The 1,289-nt window shown below is 68.0% G+C and carries 3 protein-coding genes and 1 pseudogene; 2 read left to right on the top strand and 2 right to left on the bottom strand.

What is annotated here, in order from left to right; genetic code table 11:
- Positions 1-135, top strand: a pseudogene (locus tag G3N93_RS39935) (carbohydrate kinase); the annotation flags it as partial.
- A gap of 114 nt (positions 136-249) precedes the next feature.
- Positions 250-471, top strand: coding sequence for a hypothetical protein (locus G3N93_RS39930; RefSeq protein ID WP_011353424.1), 222 nt, complete (start codon positions 250-252; stop codon positions 469-471).
- A 25-nt stretch (positions 472-496) separates the two neighbouring features.
- Here the strand turns inward: G3N93_RS39930 and G3N93_RS39925 are convergent, their stop codons facing one another.
- Positions 497-691, bottom strand: coding sequence for a DUF2905 domain-containing protein (locus G3N93_RS39925; protein ID WP_039355363.1), 195 nt, complete (start codon positions 689-691; stop codon positions 497-499).
- A gap of 10 nt (positions 692-701) precedes the next feature.
- On the bottom strand, positions 702-1,289 hold a 588-nt coding region (locus tag G3N93_RS39920), incomplete at its 5' end, for an SAM-dependent methyltransferase (RefSeq protein WP_206135512.1).

Below are 1,289 nucleotides of genomic sequence, written 5' to 3'. Positions count from 1 at the left end.
AGCCTGATGGCTGCGCCGCAGCGATCGTGGCGCGAGCATCTCGTGTTCGCGCTGGCGGCAGGCGCCGCGGCATGCCGGCACACGGGCGCGCATGCGCCGACGCTCGACGAGGTCGTCGCACTGATCGAACGGTGACGGGAAGGACGGTGACCGGACACCGCGACCGGGCACCGTTCGGTCACCGATTTGCCGCGCTGTACATGCTGCGCCGCAGTGCTACGATGAAGTGTCCTTTTGCGGGAGAGCACGATGGACACCAACACGTTCACGAAGGGCATCTACACGGCCAAGGCGCATACCCAGCATGCGGGCAACGGGCAGTTCCAGGGTTACGTGATCCTCGCGCGGGACGACGGGGACGACACCGAGAACACGCGCTACGACGTCCACTCGACGAGCCCCAGCGAGGAAGAAGCGTTCGACGAGGCAAAGGCGCTCGCGCACCGGATCCTCGGCGAAATCGAGCTGTAACGCCTGCCAGCCTTTTCGGCGCGGCTCAGAGCAGCCGCGCCACCATCGACAGCAGCATCGTCAGCACCAGCGTCGACATGAACGGGAACGGATAGCGCCGCCCGCCGAGCGTCAGCGTGACGTCGCCCGGCATCCGCCCGATGCCGAGCTTGCCGAGCCACGGCCAGCAGCGCGTCAGGATCATCACCGCGACGAACGACGTCATCAGCCAGCGCAGCATGTCGGCTCCGTCAGAGTGCGTGCGAGCGGTCGCCGCGCGCGAACGCGTCGAGCGTGCCATCGATGCCGCGCGAAAACGCGATCACCTTGAACAGCTCGCCCATCTCGGCTTCGGAGATCAGCTTCTGCACCGCGTTTGCGGCCGGCAGGAATGCGCGGATGTCCGACGGATCGATCGCGGCCAGCGCGTCGGTGATGCCCGCGTTCAGCAGGAAGCGCGCCTGCGACGTGTAGCCGAGCAAATCAGCGCCGGTGGCGACGGCCGCGTCGTAGATGCCGGTGAATTCGACGTGCGCGGTGATGTCCTGCAGCCCCGGGTACAGGAACGGATCGTCGTGTGCGTGGTGACGGTAGTGGCACATCAGCGTGCCGCGGTCGCGCTGCGGGTGGTAGTACTCGTGCGCGGGAAAGCCGTAGTCGACCAGCAGCACCGCGCCGCGCCCGAGCATCGTGCAGACGGTGCGCGTGAACGCCAGCGCGGCCTCGTGCGTCTCGGTCACGTAGCCGTCGGCCGCATCGTCAAGACCCGCGAGCACCGGCGGCAGGCCGGCCGGTGCGGCCGGCCGGTCTTCGAACACGAACGCCTGCCGTGCGTCGAG

Source organism: Burkholderia sp. Se-20378, from assembly GCF_017104665.1.
GTDB lineage: Bacteria > Pseudomonadota > Gammaproteobacteria > Burkholderiales > Burkholderiaceae > Burkholderia > Burkholderia lata.
This window is presented reverse-complemented; position numbering and strand designations above follow the sequence as displayed.